This window comes from Natronorubrum aibiense (assembly GCF_009392895.1).
Classification (GTDB): domain Archaea; phylum Halobacteriota; class Halobacteria; order Halobacteriales; family Natrialbaceae; genus Natronorubrum; species Natronorubrum aibiense.
Window position 1 is genome coordinate 176,803 of sequence record NZ_CP045489.1, and the last position, 19,479, is coordinate 196,281.

General features: G+C 55.0%; 21 protein-coding genes and 1 pseudogene. 7 read left to right on the plus strand and 15 right to left on the minus strand.

All coding sequences use genetic code 11. The features are described 5' to 3' along the window. Positions 1-271: 271 nt before the first annotated feature. Positions 272-685 (plus strand): annotated as a pseudogene (locus GCU68_RS17325) (hypothetical protein); the annotation flags it as partial. An 85-nt stretch (positions 686-770) separates the two neighbouring features. Here GCU68_RS17325 and GCU68_RS17330 read toward each other — a convergent pair. After that, positions 771-1,160, minus strand: coding sequence for a DoxX family protein (locus GCU68_RS17330; RefSeq protein WP_152943860.1), 390 nt, complete (start codon positions 1,158-1,160; stop codon positions 771-773). A gap of 153 nt (positions 1,161-1,313) precedes the next feature. Further along, a complete protein-coding gene (locus GCU68_RS17335; protein ID WP_152943861.1) occupies positions 1,314-1,538 on the minus strand; it encodes a hypothetical protein in 225 nt (74 codons plus the stop codon). A 512-nt stretch (positions 1,539-2,050) separates the two neighbouring features. On the opposite strand from GCU68_RS17335, the gene GCU68_RS17340 reads away from it, so the two are divergent. Both GCU68_RS17340 and GCU68_RS17345 read left to right on the plus strand, forming a co-directional pair. Beyond that, positions 2,051-2,338 (plus strand): amphi-Trp domain-containing protein, encoded by a 288-nt coding sequence (locus GCU68_RS17340; RefSeq protein ID WP_152943862.1) that lies wholly within the window; start codon positions 2,051-2,053, stop codon positions 2,336-2,338. 172 nt (positions 2,339-2,510) lie between these two features. Continuing rightward, on the plus strand, positions 2,511-2,801 hold the full coding sequence (locus tag GCU68_RS17345; RefSeq protein WP_152943863.1) for an ArsR family transcriptional regulator: 291 nt from the start codon (positions 2,511-2,513) through the stop codon (positions 2,799-2,801). 598 nt (positions 2,802-3,399) lie between these two features. Here GCU68_RS17345 and GCU68_RS17350 read toward each other — a convergent pair. The 6 genes from GCU68_RS17350 to GCU68_RS17375 form a co-directional block, all read right to left on the minus strand. Next, complete coding sequence (locus tag GCU68_RS17350) at positions 3,400-3,714, minus strand: hypothetical protein (RefSeq protein ID WP_152943864.1); 315 nt, start codon at positions 3,712-3,714, stop codon at positions 3,400-3,402. A 608-nt stretch (positions 3,715-4,322) separates the two neighbouring features. Beyond that, the gene (locus GCU68_RS17355) at positions 4,323-5,147 is read right to left on the minus strand and encodes a class I SAM-dependent methyltransferase (protein WP_152943865.1); all 825 of its coding nucleotides are present in this window, start codon (positions 5,145-5,147) and stop codon (positions 4,323-4,325) included. A gap of 198 nt (positions 5,148-5,345) precedes the next feature. Next, positions 5,346-6,170 carry a helix-turn-helix transcriptional regulator gene (locus GCU68_RS17360; RefSeq protein WP_152943866.1) on the minus strand — a complete coding sequence of 275 codons (825 nt, stop codon included), beginning with the start codon at positions 6,168-6,170 and terminating at the stop codon, positions 5,346-5,348. Between the two features lie 535 nt (positions 6,171-6,705). After that, positions 6,706-8,037, minus strand: a complete 1,332-nt coding sequence (locus GCU68_RS17365; RefSeq protein ID WP_152943867.1) for a hemolysin family protein — start codon at positions 8,035-8,037, stop codon at positions 6,706-6,708. A 185-nt stretch (positions 8,038-8,222) separates the two neighbouring features. After that, positions 8,223-9,239 carry a hypothetical protein gene (locus GCU68_RS17370; protein WP_152943868.1) on the minus strand — a complete coding sequence of 339 codons (1,017 nt, stop codon included), beginning with the start codon at positions 9,237-9,239 and terminating at the stop codon, positions 8,223-8,225. After that, positions 9,236-9,442 (minus strand): DUF4177 domain-containing protein, encoded by a 207-nt coding sequence (locus GCU68_RS17375; RefSeq protein ID WP_152943869.1) that lies wholly within the window; start codon positions 9,440-9,442, stop codon positions 9,236-9,238. Before GCU68_RS17375 ends, GCU68_RS17370 begins: the two co-directional genes overlap by 4 nt. Positions 9,443-9,726: 284 nt before the next feature. Between GCU68_RS17375 and GCU68_RS17380 the strand changes: the two genes are divergently transcribed. Continuing rightward, a complete protein-coding gene (locus GCU68_RS17380) occupies positions 9,727-10,161 on the plus strand; it encodes an SPW repeat domain-containing protein (RefSeq protein WP_152943870.1) in 435 nt (144 codons plus the stop codon). Between the two features lie 633 nt (positions 10,162-10,794). On the opposite strand, the gene GCU68_RS17385 is transcribed toward GCU68_RS17380, so the two are convergent. From GCU68_RS17385 to GCU68_RS17405, 5 genes are all read right to left on the minus strand, one after another. After that, positions 10,795-11,472, minus strand: a complete 678-nt coding sequence (locus tag GCU68_RS17385; protein WP_152943871.1) for an IS6 family transposase — start codon at positions 11,470-11,472, stop codon at positions 10,795-10,797. A gap of 136 nt (positions 11,473-11,608) precedes the next feature. Next, complete coding sequence (locus GCU68_RS17390; RefSeq protein WP_152943872.1) at positions 11,609-11,974, minus strand: DUF7568 family protein; 366 nt, start codon at positions 11,972-11,974, stop codon at positions 11,609-11,611. A gap of 6 nt (positions 11,975-11,980) precedes the next feature. Further along, a complete protein-coding gene (locus GCU68_RS17395) occupies positions 11,981-12,481 on the minus strand; it encodes a hypothetical protein (protein WP_152943873.1) in 501 nt (166 codons plus the stop codon). 383 nt (positions 12,482-12,864) lie between these two features. Beyond that, positions 12,865-13,359, minus strand: coding sequence for a hypothetical protein (locus tag GCU68_RS17400; RefSeq protein WP_152943874.1), 495 nt, complete (start codon positions 13,357-13,359; stop codon positions 12,865-12,867). 154 nt (positions 13,360-13,513) lie between these two features. Then, entirely contained in the window at positions 13,514-14,032 is a 519-nt protein-coding gene (locus GCU68_RS17405; RefSeq protein WP_152943875.1) for a hypothetical protein, read from the minus strand. A 408-nt stretch (positions 14,033-14,440) separates the two neighbouring features. Here GCU68_RS17405 and GCU68_RS17410 point away from each other — a divergent pair, with 408 nt between their 5' ends. Continuing rightward, a complete protein-coding gene (locus GCU68_RS17410; protein WP_227015036.1) occupies positions 14,441-15,373 on the plus strand; it encodes a PQQ-binding-like beta-propeller repeat protein in 933 nt (310 codons plus the stop codon). Positions 15,374-16,385: 1,012 nt separating this feature from the next. Here GCU68_RS17410 and GCU68_RS17420 read toward each other — a convergent pair. Then, complete coding sequence (locus GCU68_RS17420; RefSeq protein ID WP_152943877.1) at positions 16,386-16,604, minus strand: hypothetical protein; 219 nt, start codon at positions 16,602-16,604, stop codon at positions 16,386-16,388. A 70-nt stretch (positions 16,605-16,674) separates the two neighbouring features. Here GCU68_RS17420 and GCU68_RS17425 point away from each other — a divergent pair, with 70 nt between their 5' ends. After that, positions 16,675-16,971: a hypothetical protein gene (locus GCU68_RS17425; RefSeq protein WP_161991519.1), complete on the plus strand. Its 297-nt coding sequence runs from the start codon at positions 16,675-16,677 to the stop codon at positions 16,969-16,971. Continuing rightward, positions 16,964-18,151, plus strand: coding sequence for a DUF5305 family protein (locus tag GCU68_RS17430; protein ID WP_152943879.1), 1,188 nt, complete (start codon positions 16,964-16,966; stop codon positions 18,149-18,151). Before GCU68_RS17425 ends, GCU68_RS17430 begins: the two co-directional genes overlap by 8 nt. A gap of 810 nt (positions 18,152-18,961) precedes the next feature. On the opposite strand, the gene GCU68_RS17435 is transcribed toward GCU68_RS17430, so the two are convergent. Beyond that, positions 18,962-19,375: a MarR family transcriptional regulator gene (locus tag GCU68_RS17435; protein WP_152943880.1), complete on the minus strand. Its 414-nt coding sequence runs from the start codon at positions 19,373-19,375 to the stop codon at positions 18,962-18,964. Positions 19,376-19,479 lie beyond the last annotated feature (104 nt).

Genomic DNA, 19,479 nt, shown 5'->3' on the forward strand with positions numbered 1-19,479 from the left:
CGAGTCGGGATATCTCTCTTGACTAGCTTTGGAATCGAAAGTACGATCAATGGATAGCTTCGAATACGAGGATCGGGTGCGAGGTGTAACTCCTTATTTCGAGTGACACCGATGATGCGGTCAATGTCGAGCGCTGAGAGTTCTACGTCTAGGTCGCTCAGACGAGTTCGTCCGTGAACACGAGTCCGACGCGCCGGTCAGAGACCACCCCTACGACACGGCGTTTCGCGCGTTTGACCGAACGCGAGAGACGGTCGCGTTGCTCGTCGGCACCGAACCAGACGGTCTGGACATCTACTCGGATAGCCTACTCCTGATTGATACACTTGAGCGCCACGCCGTAACCGACTTGCCTGACCTGGAGACGGCCACCCTCGTAAATCTCTACACGCTGCTGTCGGATGTCCAGCGTGACGCCAACGACCTTCGCCAGGAGGTCACTGACGTACTTCTCTTACGGCTTCATCACGACCGTCCTGTTGCCGGTCAGTACGGCTCCGTCCAGCGTACGAGTCGCTGTAACCGCTTGCTCAAAGATGACGAGGATGTCCTCTCGATGCTCGAGGCAGAAGGGATCGACCGCGAGCGCGTTATGAGCGTTGACCGGCAGAAAGTCGACGAAGCACTCGAAGACCGTATTGACGACCTCACGAGTTTCCGGACGGGGACGAAGGTACAGTACTGACTGCTAACGGTTTGTGTATTCCATTGTATTCCGGAACCGTTGGAGTGGTGCCTGAGACGGCTCACTCCACGGAAACTGTGTGCGGTTAGTTTTGCCGAGCCCGCTTGAAGAAAGCGATTGCAGCGCCGAGGAGCACGATATTCTGGAGGAATGAGGTGAGTTCTTCGTCACGCGAGTCTTCGTCGACGGCCCAGAAATCGTGCATCACTGGAGTCACGCCGATAAAGAACGTGGCGATACTGGCTGCAGACAACTTGGGCAGTTTCCAGAAGCCGATGCCAAGGCTACCACCGAGCAGGAGACCACTCGAGGCAGGGACGAGTTTGTCTGCGAGGGGGACTCCCTTGGCATCTGCATAGGCGATTCGTCCATCAAGATTCGTCAGATTGCGGAGTGCAAGTGCTGCAAGCCCACTCGCAAAGAGGAGGCGGCCGAGGACCGACGGTGGGTTCTGAGGTGAGTCGGAGTCAGACATCAACTAGAGTGGAGGGCGTTAGCGCGTTAACTGCCACGCTCTCTGAAGCTCCTGCCGGTATCTCGAGCAGAGCACACAGCGAATTGTGGTGGCTGTTCGAAGACGCTCAACACTATCGATGGGAAAGACCACCTCTGAAGGAGACGTGTCGAATTAGTCATCATCCTGTGCGCGGAGTTCAATGGCTCTCTCCTCGAGTTGACGGAGAATCGGGACACGTTGTTGGTGCTGATTTTCGTAGGCGACGCAGGCCCGCAACGTGTCCATATCGTTGATCGTTGCAATGCTGGCGTCGATGAGTCGCGGGGTCGGTGGCTCAAGGCGCTGCGCTGGTGAGAGATCGCTCGAGTCGTGGGAGTGCTCTGGAGTGTTACTCATTGAATGGTGCCTCTACTCCTGTTGAGGCACAACAAACTGTACCGATGCTATCGAGACCTGCCGTGAGTGAGAAGACGGTACTCTCTACAGACGGAGCAGGGCGAGTGCCTCGGGGCTTGACCCCGAGGGTGAAGCCCGTCGAAGGATATATCAAACCACGTGACGTAACAAGGGATAACGACCGTGACGGATATTGAAGACCTCAATATGAAGTGGTCGTCCGAATGGTTTGGAAATGCGACTCCTCTCAACATCCTGCCGCTATGGTGGGTGCGACGGGAGTTGTCGGGTCGTGGTGGAGCGACCGACTCCCATGGACACAGCGAGTGTTCGGGTGTTAATTCCAGCTGACCCCAATCGGGGAAGGTCGGGAGGAATTAAATTCGCCTGCGTCCGTTCGTCCGTTTCTGGACGGCACGGACAAAACGGTGAAGCCTCGGGGCTTGCCCCCGAGGTACTTCACAGTAAGTACAGGGGATTCACTTATTGGTGCAGGCAGCATATTGTTCATTATGCCTGAAGAAGTCCTATTCAAATCCGAGAGTGACGAGACCCGAGAAGAAATCGCATCGTATCTCCGCAGTGTCGCTGATAAGCTCGAACAAGGGGATACTGTCACACTCAAATCCGGTTCTGAGTCCGTGACAATGGAACCACCAGCGCGCCCGACGTTTGAGGTCAAAGCCGAACGCGAGGGGCCAACGGACGGGCCCGGTGAATTGAGCATCGAGTTCGAACTCGAATGGAACGAGAACGGCAATGAGGGGGACGGCGGGAGCGGCCAGTTAGAAATCGAGTGATCAATTAACATTTGTAGTGACCGTCTGTTTCACATAGGGCAGAGTTCAACAACAGCCCCCTCGTAGGTTTTTGTTAGTCGAAAAACGACTATATTTAAAACTGCCGGTAAATCACCGTTATTAATATAATCTCACAATAGTATCCGATATCAATTGATAGAGAATAGTGATAATGAAACTCCGACAACCAACCGACTTCTTGATTCTCGAGGCACTCGAGGAAACGGGCCGAAACGTTGCAGCGAACCTCGAGGCACACACAGGAAAGAGCCGGAAGAACATCAACACTCGACTGCCGATTCTTGCAGACTACGGTCTCGTACGCAAAATCGGCCCCAAAGAACGGTCTGGGTTATACGAAATTACACCAAAGGGGGAAATAGCACTCGCTCACAGAGACGAGTACGATGAGGTAGACGATTTCGAACAGCTGATCGAAGACGAGATGACGTCTACTGGCTGAAGTGTGCTTTCACCTTGAGACTGGAAGTAGAGAATTATTTTCTTTTAGCTGTAATTGAGGGCGCTAAGCCCCCTTCCTCAGCGAGCGAAGCGAGCAGGGAGGGGATACAGCGCCCGCACGTCTTGTTTTCGTGTGAATCGGCACCCCTACTACCGCTTCGGTCGAAGGTGGTAGTAAGATGCTCACCACGCTTCCGGCGTTGTTCAAACGCAACAAAAAGCGTGCATCGTCGGTTGTGGCCGAGTGTCGATTCGGTAGGAGTGGGACACTCCGAACCACCCGTGAAGGGAAGTCGCCTGCGGAGTCTGGAACCGCTGTGGGATCTGTTCCCGCAAGTTCTGACACAGAAACAGGAAACTCCGTCCTCAACAAGCGAGGGCCGGGTAGGCCCGAGCGCGGTAGGGCGGAGTAGTTCACAGCATTCCCTAATCGAGTCTGATATTCCAGATCCCAACCCCGTTCTGTGTGAGCACCTCACTCTCTCATAGGAATTAGCGTCGATCCTCATACGTCCCAGTGTGACAGATAAAGGATATATTGAAATTGACGTGAAAGACTTCGAGGATAGATTCAACAGAGCGGGGGGTTCGTTTGACTATCACTCGTTGGGTATGTCCGCCTCGTCGACCTCGCTTTTGCGGATTTGCTTTACGAGGTTGAGATGCATCAGGTGGAGATGCATTCCGATAGCGTACAGCAACAGCCCCATCCCAACAAAAATCAGGGGGAGGAGGATGGCATTGATTGCACTGCCCACCGATTCGAGATTCTGGGGTAACCGTCCAATTACGGCGATGAGAAAGGCCAAGACGATCACGCCAAGTCCAGTCCGGGAGAATCGAGAGAATTGCCCCAGCTTCTGGAGGCGCAGATTGATATCCTCTATTTGAGGGAGTTCACTGTCGTTACTCACACGAAGAGAAACGCGGTTGTCCTCAATATTCTCCCGGCCCGAGCTTGCAAGCCTATTGAATAGACCGGATTCCGAGAGGGACTCTCGTTTGTCCCGGCCATTGGCACTCGATGTGAGAGGGTGAGATTGCTGAATTCGCGCCCTCTATGCAGCAGAGGGGCTGTTAGTTGTCGTTGGTTTGGGGGAATACTCATTCTGGGTCACCACACTCCTGTAAAGGATGGTTCACCAAGGAACATCGAAGAAGATTGCCTGTTGCTGCATAGAGAGGATCAGTTCAGCACGGACGACCCCGTTCCTTTCGTGCTGGATCGGTGAGATAGCTGTTCCACATTCCTGCTGCCCGATTGGCCTGGTTGTGGTTGTCACTGAGCGCTTCTGGAGTCGTCTGAACCTGCCCGGGGGCTCTCCTCTCATCCCGTATGTACACGGCTCCACTCGGACTAGAGGTATCGTGGGACTTCACTTCGGTAGATCCGATACGCTCCACCGAATTCGTGTTCCAGAATCCGCTCCTCTCGACGGACGATCCGATGATAGGTGACCGCAACGAACGGGAGGGCGGCGACAGGCCACGCGGTATTATTGGTTTCGATGAACAGGTCGGGTCACTTCGTCCCGAGAGCGATGTTCACTAGGTTGTTCAACACGGCAGGATCGTGTCCGCTGGACCGCTCACGCAGCTTGTCGTCCAGTGACTTCTCGGCTGCGGCTTTCTGTTCCGCCGTCAGGTCGGCGACCATTTCCGCCCCGATTGGATTGCTGGCGGTTACCCACTTCCACATCTGCGAGCCGGACTCGAACTCCAACCGGTGGTTCGCCGTCTCCACACGGATATCCGCCAGTCCGGCGTCGGCCAGTTCCGCGCGCAGTGCCTCTGGATCGGACACCTGGAAGGGTAACGGCGGTGGGTCCCTCGGGAGGCCTGTGAAATCGGGGACGGCCGTTTTCACTGCGCCGATGAAGAACTCGAGAAACTCAACCTCCGTGGGTGGGCCCATCGTGATCAATAACACACGGCCACCGGGTCTGGTAACCCGCGTCATTTCGCTCAATCCCCGCGGCAGGTCGGGGAACAGCATGACGCCGAACTGTGATGCGGCGACGTCGAAAGTGTCGTCTTCGAGGTCGAGGGCCTGGCCGTCCATGACTCGGGTCTTCAGGTCTGTGAGCCCCTCCTCGCGGGCGCGTGCTTCGAGCCGTTCGACCATGGCGGGAGAGATGTCCGTTGCCAGCACCTGCGCCCGCGCGCGAGCCGCGGGAATACTCAACCCGCCACTGCCGGCTGCGACATCTAGCACCTGCATCCCCGGTCGGAGCCCGGCCCGCTGGAGAGCTCTCTCGGCCAGGGCCATGTTCGATGGGGTGACGTACTCGTCGTACCCCGTGGCGATCTCGGTCCACGCCGCCTGTATCGCTGCTTGCTCGGTCATGATACCTCAGATTCAGGTACGCCGGCCGGCTACGTCTAAATGTCCGCTGAAAGATTTCACCCCGTGAAGAGTGGCTTCGGTTCTGCGGCGGGACAGAACTGGCTTGGCACGGTGAATCGTCTCGAATGCCCAGTTCTCTCCGTGAGACCCGGCAAATCGCTGGTCGTCGAACGCATACCCATTATCTGCCAACACCTCCTACGGGAGAAGGTCCGACGGGACCAGCGTCTCGAACGCCTCCGGCCCGACCGGCTCGGCCTCATGGCGGACGCGCTCGAACGTGGAGATGGCCCACTCGCGCGCCTCGGGGGCGTCCGTATCGATCACGGCTGTCAGCGCCCCGGTCTCGGCGTCGTGACAGCAGATACCGGCGCGGTCGTCCACGATGCCGAGCCCACAGCGGTTTCCGTCGGGGAGGGCCTCGTGGACGTACACGGTGCAGTTCTCACGGGCGGCGGCCTCTATGACTCGTTCGGGATTCCACGCGACGGTTCCCTCGAGGGCGGTCGGCGAGTACACGTATTCGAGTTCCATGCCGTCGAGGACAGCCTGGCAGACCGTCTCGTTGTTAACCGATTTGTAGACGATACTGTCAAACCCGCGTAATCGACTGGTCCCTTCGATGAGCTGGGTGAGCCGTTCGACGGGTTCGTACGGGTACTTCGGACCGGGAGAGGAGACCACTGCATCGGCGAAGAGATCGGCGGAGAACCCCTCCATCTCCCGCGGGAGCCACTGCCAGACGTCGCGGAGCTTGCCTTCGACCTCCATCGAATCGCGGAGATCGAGGAATCGGTCTGCCACGAACTCGCCGAGTCGTGTCAGTTCGTAGGTCGGTCCATCCCGGATGATCCAGCGCCGATCTTCGAAGTCAGTGAGGATTCGACTCATAGTCGGTGAGGAGGCCCCCGTCGTGGCGCGAAGCTCCCTGCTTTCCCGGGCTCCCTCGGTCAGTTCCTCTATGACACCGACGCGGTGACTCGATCGGGCGAGAAATTCGATTTCTTCGATGGCGGTGTCCATGGTGTGAGTATGCGTATCATGGTATAATGGCTATCGATGATCGTGACGATTCTGACGATGAATTCGCGCTTTGTATTCATTAGTTCCAATCTCTCAACCATTCGAGAGAAATGAAATAAAATTATGAGTTGCGTTGCTAGTCCCTATCTGTTTTGCTAGCGTTCTGCGCCGCCGCTCTAGTCAGTGTTCGCTTGATCCTACCCAATGCGCCGGCACCCATCACCGGCGCAGAAACGCACCTGTCTCAAAGAGTAGAGTGATCCGGATCGGTAGTAGCATCAACAGCGATCGTCAGGTCGCTCGACTCGTTGATAGCTTCGAAAAGACCTCGAGTGCCTTGTTTCAACTCCCTTTGATTGAATCAGCTGGTAAGCAGATGGATTCTACCGCAGATCTGGTTCCACCGCTGGAATCCAGGATACTTCAATTGTTGATTCGATTGATGAACGACTACCAATCAGACCGGTAGAGAACGAACAACACTAGATAACGGCGAGAAGCCGAACAGACCAAACGATCAAGTCCATCCTCCCACTCAGTCCACCGCTGGATCATCGAGATCTTTTTCATGGACCCATACCGTCGAAATTCGGGTCCCCTCAACGCTCGTTACCTCAACGACGTGACCGTCGACCTCGACGCGGTCGCCAGGTTCTGGCGCGCGGTTGAGTTGCCCGAGCACCAGTCCACCGATCGTTTCGACCTCCTCGCTTTCGAAGTCCCCAGCCAGAGCATCGTTAACGCTCGACAATTGGACCCCTCCGTCAATATCGTACCCCTCATCGTCACGCTGGCGTATCGAGGGTTCGCGCTCATCGAGATCAAACCCGTCTCGAAGGTCTCCGACGAGGGCCTCAACGATGTCTTCAACCGTTACAATCCCCTCGAACGCTCCCCACTCGTCGATGACTGCGGCCATCTGCTGGCGATCCTCCTTGAACTGTATCAGGAGATCGCTAATTGCCATCGTCTCCGGGACGATGAGAATCTCACGGGCGATGTCACCGACCATCTCGGCATCCCCATTGTCCACCTCTACTCGCAGCACGTCCTTGACATCTACGAATCCGACCACTTGGTCACCGTCGTTGGCATCAAGAACCGGATAGCGCGTGTGTCCGGCCTCTAAGACGATCGAATGAAGTTCAGATAGTGTGGCATCCGCCGGAACGCTCACCACGTCCGGTCGTGGGACCATGACCTCCCGCACCACGGTGTCGTCAAGATCGAAGACGCGCTCGATCATCGTCACTTCTGCCACGTCAATGTCCCCGCCCTCGCCGGATCGTGTTAGTACCCGAAGGAGTTCCCGCTCACCGAGTGTCTCATCCGTTTCGGAAGCGGGTGGCACACCGAGCGACCGCGTGAACGCGTTGGCCGCCCCGTTGAAGACGACAATTCCCGGATAGAGTATGAAATAAAAGGCCTTCATGGGCGGGGCGAGGAACAGCGAGAGTCGCTCGGTCTTGGCAATTGCGATCGTCTTCGGCGCGAGTTCACCGAAGACGACGTGGAGAAACGTGATGATACTAAAGCCGATTGCGAACGCGATGAGATGGATGAGATTCGCCGGGAGAACCAATTCCAGTACGGGTTCGATGAGCGCCGCCACTGCGGGTTCGCCGACCCATCCCAACCCGAGAGATGCGATGGTGATACCGAGTTGCGTCGTGGCGAGGTAGTTGTCGAGATCCGTCATCACTTCTTGAAGCGACCCCGAGCCGGGCCGCCCCTCCTCGACGAGCTGGTCAACCGATGTCCCCCGAATCCGAACGAAGGCGAACTCTGCAGCGACAAAAAAGCCGTTGAGAACCACGAGAAACAGCGCTAAGACGATTTGTGCCGCCGAGAGCGCGACGTTTACCATCGGTGCTCCCGGAAAGTACTGCCGTTCGATTGGAGTGTGTTCATATCTATGCATCTCGCCCCATTCACTAAAATCTTATAAATGATTCGCGGGTGACCGACTGCTGTCAGTAGTGAACTGGTCCCGTGGATCTAGAGGCCATAGATTAAAAATCCCAGACGAGCACCAAGCGGAGCTGTAACGCCTCAGCGTTGTGATCCGCGGAGGAGCAGCGGCTCGATGGCAAGTGTCCGTTTCGCTACGGTGAGGATGCGAAGGACGTACGAGACAAACAGCATGAATGGAACGAGTGTCACCGCAAACGCACCGCCCACGACGAGAATGATGTGATCGAGACCGAGTGTGCTTCCTGGGAACGTCCCCGCATCGACGATTGCGACCATGATACCCGCAACGGCCAATGCCGGGACTGCAGCATAGAGAATCATCTGAGACAAGTCGATGAGTGCCCACTGGAAGTACAGCGTCTTGATGTGTTCGCGCGCCGGACCAAACATAGACAGCGCTGTTTTGAGGTCGTCAAGCAAGCCGCGTTCTTCCTCATTGAGGCTCTCTTCGTATTCGTTCGCGAGGCGTTCAACTTGGAAGATTTTCCAGCTATAATTGAAATTCAGTGCAGCGAATAACACATCGAACGAGCCGAACTGCGCACCCTCAAGTTGGTCACGTACCGTGTTAGCGTTCCCAATGACGCTCTCAGCGAATTCATTGACCTCTTCTCGGAGGTTCTCGTTATCATTCTTGTCAATAGACTCTCGAAGAGCCGTCGTCCGTTGTGCCGTGATTCCGATGATCTGCCGGAGGAATTCGGATGGATCGACAGGACTCGGAGCCCCGATCAGTTCTTCAGTAAAGTCCCGGAACTCCATCGAACTGGCCATCCGTTCGCGTTGATCGCCGAGCGGGCCGTTCTCCTGGGCGAGGACGAGCTGACCGATCGTGACGACGAGTGTTGTCCCAGTCACGATGACCGTGATCATCGTCGAGAACATCGTGTCGATCATGTCGCCGGACTCGATTTGCCGTGAAAACGGTGGATGGAGGACAGAGACGGCGACCACGAATGCGACGAACACGGCACTGGTCAGGACGGTGGAGACGAGAAGGCGGTTCGCGCGTAGCAGCACCCAGAGTTTTATCCGACTCTCTCCCGCGCGCTCACGCATCGTGTTGGCCGTACTGGTGTCGGTCTCGTCAGTCATACTGGCTCACTCGATCCGGCAGGTCGCTTGAAAACGAGGTACTTGGTGCCGCCTCCCTCATAGTCGATCGTCTCGATAAGCTCCCAGCCCTCTGCACCGAGTTGATTCAACTCTGCTTTCGGATCCTCTGCTTCTTTTTTGGTCTCATCGCGCGGCGGGCGAAGCGTCTCGTACTCCCAGCGGGTCGCTTCTGATTCGGACATCACGACTAGTAGGTACTGCAGCCCTCTATACCCCCTCTCCACCACCGACATGGAGGGAATATTTTGGCCTTGTTGAAACCCTCAATCGGTGATGGGCTTAAGCGGTCGTGCTGAATAGAGTGCGCGAATGTCGCACGAAGTCTGGCCTAATTGCGAAGGTAGTAACCGGTCAGTATAGGTGAAGAACGGAACAGCAGGTGCTGGAATATCAGTCGCCAACCTTCCCGACAGGTGCAGGAACGTACGCTTTCCTTAAACAGTGGGTACCTCGAGATGAGGAAATCATGAGCGATACAACAAGAACTGAAACCAACCGTGATAGCCGGAACGACTATGATTCACTGAACACGGACGTAATGCAGTGGGTGAGCGCCCTTGTCGCACTAATCGGTCTCTACGTTGTCGCGTCGCCGTTCATCTTCGAGTCCACGGATGCAGCGATCTGGAACGACACACTTGTCGGGACAGGGATTTTCCTGCTCGCGGGGTACAACTTCTACCGGCTGTCAAAGGATCGGTTGGCGAGCGTTGGCATCGCGTCGTTGACTGTCCTGCTGGGTCTCTGGCTGGTCGCCGCACCCACTGTCATCGATATGGGAAGCGACACACTGGCCACTGGGACCGCGATCTCGGGGGCGGCCACCGCGGTTCTCTCGGCGTATAACGCCTACGCTAACAAAAAGGCTGACGCGCCTGAGCATACTCATGCTCGTGCCTAAATTCGCGTTGGAAGACCACTCGTCCTCTGTCGCGCGTTTTAACGACAGTTCAGTATAGTCGCACCTGTAGTGAGCAGATCACTGCTTTTCGTATCATCCCGTCTTACAAAGATCACGTCGATCAGTGCAGGTGAACGAGTGAATGGCGTAGGGAATTTCACCCAGATAATCATACAATATTATGACAAGAGAAGGTGAAGCACCTCTATGCCTGATGGGGAGCGTAAAAGAACAATCGCCAAGTGTTGCTCTTGCAATTCTGCCTATGCTGTTAACGTATGGACTGACGGGACGATTCGACCCATTGGAAGAAGAAACTGTGATTGTGGCTCAACCGTGTTTCAAATTATAGGAGACTCTTCTGATATCTTCATTCAAGATGATAAGGTTGACTGACCAGATCGCTCAATAAGCACGTATAGTGAGCGGATGGTTCACCGATTTCGACGTGAAACAAACGGAGCTATCGTGCTGCAGTCATCCTCTCTATTCAGCAGGCGGCTTTTGACAGAGTTCGGATAAATCGATAGCCGCTTCGGTAACTGCTTACCCTGTACTGACCGTTCACCGCCTTTCGTAGATCCCCTCTCTCCTCGTGCGACATGCGCTTTGTATTCATCAGTTAGGCACTGTCTAGTTCAGCACCTCGTCGGCTGGCGTTCGTCCGTCGTGCGATTGGTGCGGTCTCTGATAGTTGTAGTAATGCACGAACTGTTCAATCCACTCGCGTGCGCTCGCCCGACTGCCAACCCATGAGTTATGAAAACGGTCAACCCTCATTTTGAGGGTATGAAACCACTTTTCGATGAGGTTTCGGTCGGTGTAGTTCACTCGACCGTTCAATCCTAATCGAGCAAGGGCAGTCCGATAGCCGAATTGATCAACGAGAAACTCAGCGTCCGAGAGATCGTGTTTCTCACGAAGTCCATGCAGAAATGCAGCCGCCGGATCGGTACCATGCCGACCGAACAACGCGACATCGAGGATCAGCTTTGACTCGATATCTATTGCGTCATACACCCAAGACCATTCTCCGTTGATCTTGACAGCGGTTTCGTCAACAGCGACCCGCTTCAGCTTCGCCTCAGGCGGGTCGCGTCCACTGTCAGACAGCTGATGTACCCAGTTCCAAACCGATCCGTGATAGCGTTCAACGCCTAATTCATCGAGAATCGTTGTTGTCTCTCGAATCGAACAACCGGTCTGATGGAGGCGGACGGCGAACGCCCTAACGGGCGTCGCCGTCCGCTCGTTCTCCCAAGCTTCTTCTAAATCCGCGTCGTAGCTCTCGCTGAGCAGGTCTGCGAGCATTCTAACCAATTCACTCAACGACCTGCACACTTCTCAAACTGGCTCAACTAGACACTGTCATCAGTTCTAATCTATCAACTACTCGAGAGAAATGAAATAAAACGATGTGTTGCGTTGCTAGTCCCTATCTGTTTTGCTAGCGTTCTGCGCCGTAGACGATCTGGGAAGGAGCTTCGTAGCCACAGTCAGGACAGTCAAACCATCGCTGGACCTTCGCACCATCAGCAGCTTTCTGACCGACGATGACGTCGTCGTTCGGACACTCAGGACAAGCGAGTTCGGGGGCTGGTCGGTCCCGAAGTACATCTCGAACGCTGGTCGCTTCTTTGATCTCGAAGCCGCGTGACCACACTGGATAGCCGTCGACGAGGATTGCTGCCCGCCACTTGTATGCGTAGGAGTCCGGGGCACGATGTAGGACCGCTCGAGTTCCAGTCTCCGTGTTTCGATATACCAGCGTGGGTATTCGACTCTCTCGTGTCCAATTAGTGATTCGGGGCATGGTCACTCAGAAATGGACGTCTGCCGGCACGATCCAGCACGTGTTGTTCTCATCCTCTTCTTCAAGGAGTCGATCGAGGTGTCCACGATGACGAATGCCAGTCGCATGTTGATCGTACAAGCAAATCGACGGGCCTCGGGAGGCACCAACCCGCTTGAAGGCATGACGGGCAAGGCCCGCGTCGCGCATAATTTCGTTGTCGCTGTGCTCCTCGAGTGCTTTCTTTACCCGAGTCAGATTGCGCTGGAACTCTTTCTTGTTGGTCTCCCAGGCCCGCTCGAGGAGTTCTTCACCTTCGTCGGACGTAACGGGTGCAGCTGTCGGTAGGTCGCCCCACCGTGCTTTTCCAGCCACTGTCGTCTCCTCTTCGTCGAAGGTGACGTAGTAGTCGAACGCTGCGCAGGAATGCGGCCCTGCGCCAACTAGTCGGTCAAATACGGTCTTTCCGGTTGACAGTGCCTCGTCTGCTGTCGATGCCTCTACCAGCGAATAAATGATCATATGCATCTTGGATATCTCACTGCGCCGTCGCTCTGGTCAGTGTTTGCTTAGTCCTACTCAGTGCGCCGGCACCCATCACCGGCGCAGAAAATCACTACTGGAGCGCACCTGTCTTACGGGGTAGAGTGATCCGGATCGGTAGTAGCATCGACAGTGGTCGTCAGGTCGCTCGACTCGTCGATAGCTTCGAAAAGACCGCGAGTGCCCTCGGAAATTTGTACCTCTGCCTCGAGTGGAGTTGCTGGTTAGGGAGCACATCATAGAAAGACTCGTAGGTGGTTTGTATCAACTCTCTTTGGTTGAATCAGCCATCAAGTAGATGTGAGTACTTACCGCGAGTTCCATGCTCAAATCTGAATAACGGAACTGGACTACCAACTACTGTTAACTTAATTTCTTTCGCTATTGAACGTTCTATCCGTTCCAAAGGGATAATTCTGGAATTCAGTCTGCTGTGTCGTATCGTTCGTTATCTGGTAGGTGACTGAGTAAGTGAACTCCTCCGATTCAGTCGGTTGCGATGAGTCGGTAACACCGCCACGGCACTCTAACTGGACGTAATACTTGTCTGTACTACCGTTCGAGACTGTGAGGGATGTACAGTTGGTTATCACGCTTTCATCGTCATGGAGACTGTGGTTATGGCTTGCAACGAGGTCATTATAGAACAGGCGCTCTTCGTACGTAGTAGTGTAGTTCACGATATTCGAGGAATTCAACGGAGTTGGTTTCTCGGGGCCAACAGGATAACTCTCAGCATCTGAAACACTCCCTCCCGCCGTATTAGGTTGAATCTGGAACACGGTGAACATCCCCGCTCCAACAAGAAGTACGACGGCAAAGAATCCAAGTGGGATAACAAGTAATTGGCGTCTGGAAGCCATTTGGTAAAAGGAAGTGGTCAATACACATACTATTTCTCCCTCGCCGGATATTGGTCATTTTGTATTTTATCTGTACTAATCAAATTAGTGTGTCTATATAACCGCGTTCTATGACCTATTTATTGTTCTTTTGAAGGGTTTTCAGAAAAACTGATTATCTGAAGATCCATCCAAACCCTCCAGCACAGGAAATCGAACTTCCAGATCCAGCCTCCTGAAGCGTGAGCGAGTGCGACTGGCCGCGGCTCCCACAGGAGACAGTGCGAGAGTTGTCGTGTTTCCGTTCGGGTCCACGCTCGTCGATGTACACTGTTACGTCCCCCTGTGACCACTCGTTAACGATACCATGTTTTGTCTCGCCAGGTTTGACGATGAATGTCTGCGTGTTGACGCCGTCATCGACAAGCGTCACGTTCTCGTAGTACCTAGGCCAAACCAGGTCTTCATATGTGACAAGTCGGCGATCTCCATCGTCAGTCGTCACTTCAAAGTTGAGATAGCCAGCTACGTCTTCGTCGGAGACAGTATACACCGTTACATAGTGAGTCTCGTTGTCTTGATTTTCGAGCGTGACTGTCGGTTCAGGTGTGCCGACTGCGAACACGGTTGCGGCGAGGAGGACACATAACACGAGAACACCTCCGACGAGGAGGAAAGGGCGACGGAAAGCCATGATTCACAATCACCATTCTCAAATAAAAATTCAACCGTTCTAACCGAAATCAGATGGTGGATTCTTGATTCGTTATAAGACCGACAGAATAAATTAGACGGAGTGACTCATAGCAAGCGGACTTGAATGCCCTCTAGAAGACGTGTCCTTACCGGAGCTGCCGCTATTACGGTCGGCGGATATATTGCTACTGTCGCTGGAACGTCAGTTGAGACGACTACATCAGAACGCGACTGGCCGATGTCTCAGTACGATCCGGCGGGGACCGGACATAATCCGAACGTGACAGGGCCGACGTCTGACGTCGAACTTGCATGGGTCTACGATGCACCACCGTGGTTTCATGGTGCGAGCGCCCCTATTCGACTCGGAGAGACCCTTTACGCAGCCGGGACAGGTGTAGTCGCAGTGAACGTCGAGGATGGAACCGAACGATTTGTTCGACAGGGACCGTACACGTCCAGTTTCGCTGTTGTCAAAGCGGATCCATACCGAACGCCGACCCTTGCTGTCACGTCAACAGGTGGAGTGTACGGGGTGAACGCTAGTGGCGGGATCAAGGTCCCGGGAACCAGTCGTGGTATCGGGAGCGAACGCTGGAAAGGACCGCCATACGGAGAGTACCGGCCGACGATCGAGCACACTCCGACGGTTGATCCAGTCGCTTACGAGGACTCCATCTACACGCCTGTTGTTGGGACAAACGACATCGCTGCGATAAGCGCTAGCGATGGTTCTGTCCACTGGCGCGTGACCGTTGAGGAAGACGAGATTGCCTCGGCTTCGTTCGGACGGCCGACGATCCAGGATGAAACACTATTTGTCGCTAACTGGCCAAACCAGGTCTCAGCATATAATCTCGAGGACGGATCGCAGATATGGAAACGGGAACGCGCCGATCAGATGCAATTGTGTACACCGGTAACAGATGCTGGAATAGTTGTTATGTCCCGGTCTGGTGTCGCGTTGCTCAATCTCGACGATGGAGATTCTATCTGGGAACGAGATCTTGATGGAAACGCAACTGAGGGAACAGCGGCCGTGACGGATGACACGGTACTGCTGAGTGATGGCGATGCTGAATTCCATGCGCTCAATCTTGAAACGGGCGAGTTGCACTGGTCAAGGGAATTCCACGGCGAGACGCAACCAGTCGTTGCTGACGGCGTCGTCTATGCCGTCGAGCAGGGGTATTCACTTCGCGCGTTCGACGTGAATACAGGTACGGAACTATTCGAATACACGCCATCGGAAGTCCCTCTGTCACCGCCGATCGTCGGGGACGGACGACTGTACGTGACGAATCGACACCGCGTTATCGCTCTGGAGGGGACAGCATGAACGGAATGAAAGACCCCGGGTCGAACGACGATAGACACTCGGATTCGATTCCAGAACGCTCTCCCGATGATCAGTTACGAGATACTAATTATGGTGATGACCCATCAGCGATTACACTGATTCTCTCCGAACTTCGGTCAGACCCCGTGATCTGGAGACCGTTTCTCGTTGCCGGATGCCTGTTGACGTTGGTTGACGTATTTCGAGAGCGAGACCCACTCCCAGTACAACCGTCTGTTTCAGAATCTACATTGCAGATCACGTACCCACTGTATCCAACGGGAACGACAGGGACAAGTCGATCACTCGATACGCTTGTTGACCTGCCACTCAGCGTTTTCGCATACGCCACTGGCCTCGAAATCATTGCAATCGGGATTGTCGCCGCTGCTGGCTGGTTAACAATGATTCGTGTGAGTGAAACCGCATTCCGTACACGGCGGTTTGGTGCCTACATTGGTGGGATCTTACTTTTGTCTCTCCTCGAGCACTCGGGTTCAGCGATAGACCTGGATTTCTCACCAAACTCGTTACTTGTCACAGTTGCCGCGTTCGCTGTGTTAACCTTCGTTGTAGTTCGGCTATTCTACCTCCCAATTGCTGTTCTACACGTAGAAACGTTACGAGCCGCGCCAAAAGAGAGCTGGCAGCGGTCGCGTGGTCACGGTATCTTGTTGTTCATGCTAATCGTGGTGTTTGGACTGGTCTCGGGATGGCTTGCTAATCTCCCGTATATTGGCGTTCTTCTCAGTATGACCGTCATTGGAACGGCTCATGCGGTGTCGATCGCCGTTCTGTATGACCAATCAGCGACCGCAACTCATTAAGATCCCACTGAACATCGTCTTCAATTTTCTCCTTCTGGCGATCATTTTCATGGCAGATTTCAGCCGCTCGGCGTACCTGATGAGCATTGTCATATTGTTAAGATTGTGCCGAATAACACGCGTCATCAACTGAAGGAAGTATTCTCGAGTTTTGTACTCTGTAGTATCGTTTATTGTGATCGCGATCAGTCACGAATCCATCGCTGTCGGTTCCTTGATGTGAAGCTTCCGTTCAACGACAGCATGTACATCTGGGCCCTCGAGACCGACTGTGACGGCGTCGGTAACGACGCCAGTTCGATCGTCAGCTCATAGCCGGCGCCCGATGGTGACCTGATCGTCGAACCTGGTGGAACCGCCGAGACGTCGTATCGTATCTCGAACGCCGGATTCACACCGGTCATCGCCTACCTCGAGCCAACCGAGGGGGTTGACCTCGAGCGAGAGACTGTGGTAGTGTCGAGGCGTGACAAGGTGACCGTGGCGGCCACGCTCGAGGCACCTGAAACGACGGGTCACTACGAGCGGTCAATCGACGAGCGTCGGTATCTGCACGTATTGCCCCGGTCCGTGATCGCCGGGCTCTACGACGTCCATCCGTGGCTGCCGTTCGGTGTGATCACCGCCTCGATCAACGATAGTGCGTACGCGCTCGGTCGTGCTCTCACCGCCGAGGACCTCCGTGAGAGACGGAAACGGATTCGGTACCGGTGTCACCGCTCGTGCTCGGACCGGACCGATCACAGACAGCGATTCGAAGAGGATGACTGATGACAGCATCGACAGCGACCGACGCGAGGATGTATCGGCGATGAACGAGTTATTCCGACGGATACGGGTCCGCCTCTACGATCAGCGAGTGCTTGCCGTGCTGGCAATCGTCTGCCTGCTGTGTATCGGCGGCTGGCTGTCGTATACGGTATACGTTGCACCTAGTGAGCAGACCGAACAGCGTGTGACCGACTCGTGGACGCTGTCCGGAACGGTCACACACGGTGCGGACATCCGTGAGTCGACTCCGATTTACGATGGTGGCGAAGTGGCAACCGACAACGAATCGACGGCTGACACCGTCGCAACTGTCACTGACGAACCGGTGTACTACACCGACCTCTCGCCGGCGGTACACGGGGACGTTGCCGTCGGCTACGATGCTGACCGCAGCGACAACGTGACTGTCTCTCTCGAACTCGAGCGCGTGACCCGAGCTGCTGGCGATGACGTCGTCTACTGGTCAGACTCAGAGCAACTTGACCACACCAATCGAACGGATGTTGAGTCCGGGGAGGAGGTCGTCGCGACGTTCAATCTGAACGTCTCCCATCTCGAAGAGCAAATCGACGAGATTGAGACAAATCTCGGAGCAAGTCCTGGCGATGTCGAGACCTACATCAACGCAATTGTCACCGTCGAGGGCGAGATCGGGACTGACTCGGTCTCAATGACCCGAACGTTCCGAATCGACCTTACACACGAGGGTTCGATGTACAGCATCGACGTCGACGAACCTCTCGAGGAGACGGGGACTGAAACTGAGACCGTAGCGGCGCCGCGAAGCTACGGTCCACTCCACACGATCGGTGGGCCGACGCTGGTCGCCGTTGGCGTCGTCGGTGCCGGCGCAACCGCCCTCGCGTGCCGGCGGTCACCCACCGACGCTGAACGGGCATGGCTTTCCTACCTGGCCGACCGTGACGCGGCCGAAGACGTAATCGTCCGTGTCGACTATCCCGTAGAACACGCTGATTGCGACCATCCTGTCGCCACCGTCCCGACGTTAGGAGAACTTGCCCAGTTGGCTATCGACGTAGAGGCGGCCGTCCTCGAAGATGTGAATCAGGATCGATACGTTGTCGAATACGAAGGTGGAATCTACGTCTATGAGCCACCAGCCGATTCAGGGCGGGGACAGGAACAGGAAGAGTCACGATTGACATCCTCCTGCGCCTGAAGACGCAGGAATCCCGAGCGGTGGGAGTTTCAGGTTTACAACCATGACTCCGCCACTTTTCGGGAGTTCGCGTCTAACCCAGTCGTCGTGGTCGGTGGCTGTCTGGCCATGCCAAGTGGCCGTTACTCCTATCCTCAGCATCGTTGACACCCAGCTGTTGTTTTTGCCAGCAGGAAGTCGCTGACGCGTCGACGGACTCGGAGGTATCATCGGGCTTGCTCAACCGACGGGCATGAGCCGAATCCTTCAAAGATTCGCGTTCACCGCGTTGGCGTTTCGGATACTGTCTCATTGGATTGGCGGGTTGACCGTGGTTCGAAAATTAAAGATTTTCGTCATCACGAGAGAGCGACGCTCTCTCGAACGACCTCCGAAGGTCGTTCGGAATCCGCTCCGTTCCGACCTGACCTTGCCATAATGTAGGGTTTCTTGTGATTTGAACGTTAGGATTGGAAACTCGGGCTATGCTTCTGTCGGTGGGTGGCATCATCGAATGACGGCGCGTATCCACGGCCAGAAGGCCGTGGTATTGCGCCTGTTCCGCATATAACAGCCGACTCGAGCGAGCGCCAAGAGGCGTAAGATGCTGTTGATGTTACGATCAACTGGAGGACAACGGTGATCGAAATTTTCGGCTCTGCTGGAATCCTTAGAACATGATCGGTTTTGCACCCTCTGCGGTAAGTGCAGGTCAAGTAGGCAACGGAGCAGCAATCATTTACTCACGGGCCACCGCGAGAAGTTTCCCACTGTCAGCAGATTCAATCTGTACTACAGCGGGAAACACAGGCCACTGGTCGGTCAATTAGGCTACGACTTGGCGGGACGTGGTGCGTTCTCGTACTTAATCATCTTCTCAGGCTTATCGGAGATCGTCTCGTAGATCTGTTGTAGCGTCTCCTCGGCTGCGAGGAGATTGTGATTGTCGAGGAACTCACGCCCCTCCTTAGTGAGTCCGTAGAACTTCCATGGGTATCCTTGCCTGCGCTCGCCGTCGTCGAGTGCGACCTCTTTGACGATACCGGCGTCGATCAGCTTTTGAACGTGTTTGTAGACGGTAGCGTCGCTGACACTAGGGTTGAGTTCCTCGAGTTCGTACATCGACGGGAGTTGATCAGGATGCTGGAGGATGTTGCTGACGAGGGCGAATCGCGTCTGCTGGGTGACGAAGTGGACGAGTTCGCGAGGTTCCATCTCCCCAGTAGTCCCAAGTTCGGTGCTCATACCATACGATACACGGCATGGCGACAAGTAGTTTACCCCTAAGTAAATCACTCTACAGTAAATCATACATTCTTGAGTGGGTAATTTACTCCGTAAACCATATC